A 4,770-nucleotide genomic window follows, 5' to 3' on the forward strand; every position below is an offset into this window, starting at 1 on the left:
CGGTGCCGGAGCCGGGCCGGCAGCACCTGCCGGATCGTGGTCAGCGCGCGGGCGGCCGCCTCGGCGAGTCCGCTGCCCGCGGTGCCGGCGGCGAGCTGCAGGGCGACGGTGAGGGCGACGGCCTGTTCGTCGTCGAACAGCAGCGGCGGCAGCTCGGTGCCGGCGCTGAGCCGGTAGCCACCGTCGGGCCCCTTGGCCGCGGCGATGGGATAGCCGAGCTCCCGGAGCCGGTCGACGTCCCGGCGCACCGTCCGCAGGCTGATCTCCAGCCGGTCGGCCAGCAAGGTGCCCGGCCAGTCCCGGCGGGACTGCAGCAACGACAGCAGGGCCAGCAGTCGGGCGGAGGTCTTCGGCATGACGGCGATTCTGCCGGAAGAAGAGGACACACCCTGTCACCTATGGCTGCGAATCTTGAGTCCAAGCAACCGAGACAGGAGTCATCATGAGCGTCACCACCACGACCCACCTGAACTTCCGCGGCGACGCCCGGGAGGCGCTGACCTTCTACCAGTCCGTGTTCGGCGGTCAGACGGTCCTGCTGACCTACGCCGACGCCCACAACGTCACCGACCCCGCCGAGGCCGACCAGATCATGTGGGGGCAGGTCCAGGCCCCGAACGGCTTCCATGTCATGGCGTACGACGTACCCGGCCACCAGACCTACAGCCCGGGCGACAAGCCGGTCTTCGTCTCGGTCCGCGGCACGGACGAGGCCGAGCTCACCACGTACTGGAAAGGTCTGTCCGACGGCGCGACCGTCGTCCAGGACCTGGGCCCGGCCGGCTGGAGCCCGCTCTACGGCATGCTCAAGGACCGCTTCGGCGTGACCTGGGTCCTCGACGTCGCCGTCGCGTTCGCTCAGTAACGGAAGTTGGTGACCAGCGACTTCAGGTCGCTGGACAGCCGGGCGAGCTCCGCGGTGGCCTGCTGTGACTGGGTCACGCCCTCGCTGGTCAGCCGGGCCGCCTCGGCCACACCGGTGATGTTGAGGGCGATGTCGGACGTGCCGGTGGCCGCCTCGCTGACGCTGCGGTTCATCTCGGCGGTGGTGGCCGTCTGCTCCTCCACCGCCGAGGCGATGGTCGTCTGGAAGTCGCTGATCCGGGCGATGACCGAGCTGATCTCCTCGATGGCGGTCACCGCGCCGGTGGTGTCGGCCTGGATGGCCTGGACCCGGCGGGAGATGTCCTCGGTGGCCCGGGCGGTCTCCTGGGCCAGGTCCTTGACCTCGGAGGCGACCACGGCGAAGCCCTTGCCCATCTCGCCGGCCCGGGCCGCTTCGATGGTGGCGTTGAGGGCGAGCAGGTTGGTCTGCTCGGCGATGGCGGTGATGACCTTGATGACGTTGCCGATCTCGGCCGACGACTCACCGAGCTTGGTCATCGTGGCCGAGGTCGCCGCCGTGACCGCGACCGCCTGGGAGGCGACCTGGGCGGCCTCGGTGGCGTTCTGCGCGATCTCGCGGATGGAGGCGCCCATCTCCTCACTGCCGGCCGAGACGGTGTCCACGCTGCGGGAGATCTGCTCCGCGGCGGCGGACACCGTCTGCGCCTGCGCGGAGGTCTCCTCGGCCGAGGCGGCGATCTGCGTCGCGGTGCTCGACATCTCCTCCGACGCACCGGCCAGCGAGGTGGCCGAACCGTCGATCGTCGCGACCGTCGACCGCAGATTGACCACGGCGGCGTCCAGAGCCTGACCCATCCGGCCGGGCTCGTCGCGGGAGGTGAGACCGCTGGTACGGGTCAGGTCACCCGCGGCCAGGGCGTCGCAGACCTCCTTGACCCGGTGCAGCGAGCGCACGATGCCGCGGGCCACCAGCACCCCCAGCCCGAGCGCCAGCAGCGCCCCGATGACCAGCAGCAGAATCGACTGGACGCGGCTCGACCGGTAACTCGACCCGGCCGCCGCGGCAGCCTTGGCCGCGTTGGCGTCCTCTCGGCTCACCAGGCCCTCGACGTCCTCGGTGATGGCCGCCATCACCGGCACCACCTCGGTGTCGCGGACCTTCTGGTATCCGACGATGTCGTGGGCCTTTCCCAGCGGGATCAGCTGCTTCTCGACCACCTGGACGTATCCCTGCCACCGCGACCGGAGGTCGGCGAAGATGGACTGGTCGGCGGGACCGCTGTCGCCGTACGTGCCATAGGCCGCGTCGAACTTCTGCTTGTCGGCGGCGAACGCGGCGACATACTTGTCGGCGCTGGCGTCGTCCTGCGAGATCACGACGTTGGAGACGTCGGAGCGGGCCTGCTTGACCGTCACGTCCAACTGGCCCATGGCCTTGATCCCGATCACGTTGCTGCTGTAGAGCGACTGCGCGGACGCGCTGGCCTGGCTCAACGCCGCCAGCCCGACGACCCCGACCGCGACCGCGACCCCGACCGCGACGGCGATCGCGGTGACGATCTTGACGTTGACCCCGAGGTCGGCGACAAAATGCCGGCCGGAGGCAGGATTCGCTGTGGCGCTCATCGGACAAACTCCTCGGCCGCGTGCCGTCAGCCGCAGACCAGGCCGATCGGGCACTGTGACGGGCATGAGGACATCCGGCCAGCCTGCCGGTCGGTCCCCGGGACCGAGAAAGGACCGGCATCCGGGCTGTGGGTCCGCGCCCACGACGGCCTCTGCCGAAACTCCTCGGAGGACCGCGTGATCGACCGGTCCCCGCCACACTTTAGGAGCACAGAGCAGGCCAGGAGGGCGGTTCGGCTATTCCGCCGCAGGAGATCGCCGGCCGAGGTAGCGGTCGGCGACGACCGCGGGCTGCTCCACGACCCGGCCCTGCGCCAGGTCCCGGGCCAGCCGCAGGTACTGCGCGTGCGTCCAGGCCAGCGGCGTCGCCGAGAACGTCGGCGTGCCCGGCTCGAAGCGGCCCTGTCCCGCCGGGGAAGTGTGGTCCCACACCTGCTCGGGGAGCATGCCGCCGGGGCCGGTGGTACGGGTCATCGCGGCCAGCCGGGAAGCCGCCGACCGCAGGTCACCCGCGGCGATCTCGTACTCGGCGCGTTCGCCGCTGAGCAGGGGCCAGGCCCGGCCACGGGAGACCAGGGAGCCCGGCGGCTCGTCGTACTCCCACTGGCTGCCGTCGAGTTGCTCACCGAAACCGTCGAACGAGGCCCGGTGCCAGAAGAAGCCCCGCGGGGTGGCCACACCGAGCTGCGCGTCCACCACGGCCAGAGTGTTCACCACGTCGGGGTCGGACGGCGACAGGATGCCGAGGCGGACCAGGTCGAGGAAGCTGGGGTCGACCACCCGCCGCTGGTCCACATCGACCGGTCCGCTGTCGCCGATGCTGTACGTGGTGCCGGCGTCCGGGTTGCCGTCCTTGGTCAGCCGCAGGAAGTACGGCCGGGCCGAGTACGGGCCGGTGCTCGTCACCGTCCACGACTTGACCCGGTCCCGCCAGGAGTCGGCCGTCGCGAGATACCGCCGGCTCGACGCCGGGTCACCGTGGGAACGCGCGAGCGCGGCGGCACACACCAGGCCGGCGATGGCCGTGGCGATGGTGTTGGGCGAGTAGCCCGACTGGTTCTCCCAGCGTTCCTGCGGCGTGAACGGCGCCCCGGGATACCCGATCAGGAAGTCGGCCGCCCGCTTGACGCCCGGCCAGGTGTCCCCGCGACCCAGCTGGTAGGCCAGCACGATCGGCAGCGCCGCCTCGTCGAGCTGCAGGCCGCCCCACACCGGGGTGCCGTCCACCTGGGAGTTCTGCGGGAACGAGCCGTCCGGCTTCTGCTGCACGTCGAAGAGGAAGTCCAGGGCGCGGTTCGCGCCGGCGCGGTCACCGGCGGCGATCAGTCCCGTGGCGATCTGGTACAGGTCGCGCGACCAGACCAGGTGGTAGGGCCCGGACGGGTCATCCGTGCCGAACGCCCACGGTGAGGCCGGCGCCGCGACGTACGCCCCCGGGTGGGTCTTGTCCTCGGAGGCGGCGAGGACCATCGCGGAGGTGCGGTAGAGCTGCCGCTGCGCGGGGCTGCGCAACACCCGCGGCGGGGCGCTCAGGCCGGCCAGATAACGCTTCCAGCCGTACGCGTAAGAGCGTGCGACGCTGCCGAAGCCGTCCCGCAGAGAAAGCCGGGCAGTGGTCAGCGCCTCGGCGGCGGAGCCGGCGAAGCCGAGCGCGATAGTGCTGTGCCGCCCGCGCAGCGCGGCTGTCTGCACCAGGTTGCCGGCCGGGGCCGACGAGTAGTGCCAGTCCATCCGCCCGTCGCGCAGGTCGGTGAGCCCGTCGCTGACCCCGGCGAAACCGCTGGACGTGGCGGTGAAGGAGCCGGTCAGCGCACTCGACACCGCACCGTCCGTGGCGAGCAGCGCTTCGCCGGAGGTACGCCCCGAGTCGCCCGCCCGGGTGTTGCCCAGCGCCGGGTCGTAGACCGCGAACAGCTCATGACCACGCGGCGCGGCGAACGACAGGTCAACCAGGACAGCCGACCGCGCGGGGTCGGTCGTGTAGTCGGCGGTGAGCCGCCACCCGGAGCCGTCGTACGTCTGCCGGAAGCGCAGGCCGTCGAGCTGCTCGGTGCGGACGGCGGCCTTGGCGATGCCGCCGCGGGCGGTCACCACGAAGGTCAGGGAGCGGGCGCTCGGCCCGCCGATGGTCGGGTAGAAGATCTCGCCCAGGCCGCCCTCGCGCTGCACGGTCGCCCACACCTTGCTCTCCCGCGTCCGCGAGGTGAGCAGGCCCGACTTGTCGGCCGGCAGGTACTGCTGATCAACCCCGGGTGCCCCCGGGGCCGCCCCGGTCGCGGGGGCGACGGGTGCGAGCCC

General features: G+C 71.6%; 4 protein-coding genes. 1 reads left to right on the forward strand and 3 read right to left on the reverse strand.

The features are described from left to right. On the reverse strand, positions 1-356 hold a 356-nt coding region (locus tag AB0C29_RS34100), incomplete at its 3' end, for an HTH domain-containing protein (protein WP_360829093.1). 86 nt (positions 357-442) lie between these two features. On the opposite strand from AB0C29_RS34100, the gene AB0C29_RS34105 reads away from it, so the two are divergent. Continuing rightward, on the forward strand, positions 443-865 hold the full coding sequence (locus AB0C29_RS34105; protein ID WP_360829096.1) for a VOC family protein: 423 nt from the start codon (positions 443-445) through the stop codon (positions 863-865). Here the strand turns inward: AB0C29_RS34105 and AB0C29_RS34110 are convergent. Both AB0C29_RS34110 and AB0C29_RS34115 read right to left on the reverse strand, forming a co-directional pair. Beyond that, positions 859-2,472: a methyl-accepting chemotaxis protein gene (locus tag AB0C29_RS34110; protein ID WP_360829099.1), complete on the reverse strand. Its 1,614-nt coding sequence runs from the start codon at positions 2,470-2,472 to the stop codon at positions 859-861. The two genes, AB0C29_RS34105 and AB0C29_RS34110, sit on opposite strands and share 7 nt — an antisense overlap. Before the next feature lie 237 nt (positions 2,473-2,709). Further along, positions 2,710-4,770 (reverse strand): glycoside hydrolase family 15 protein (locus AB0C29_RS34115; protein ID WP_360829102.1); only part of this gene is annotated, 2,061 nt, incomplete at its 5' end.

Origin of the sequence: Actinoplanes sp. NPDC048791 (genome assembly GCF_040650095.1) — a bacterium.
Classification (GTDB): domain Bacteria; phylum Actinomycetota; class Actinomycetes; order Mycobacteriales; family Micromonosporaceae; genus Actinoplanes.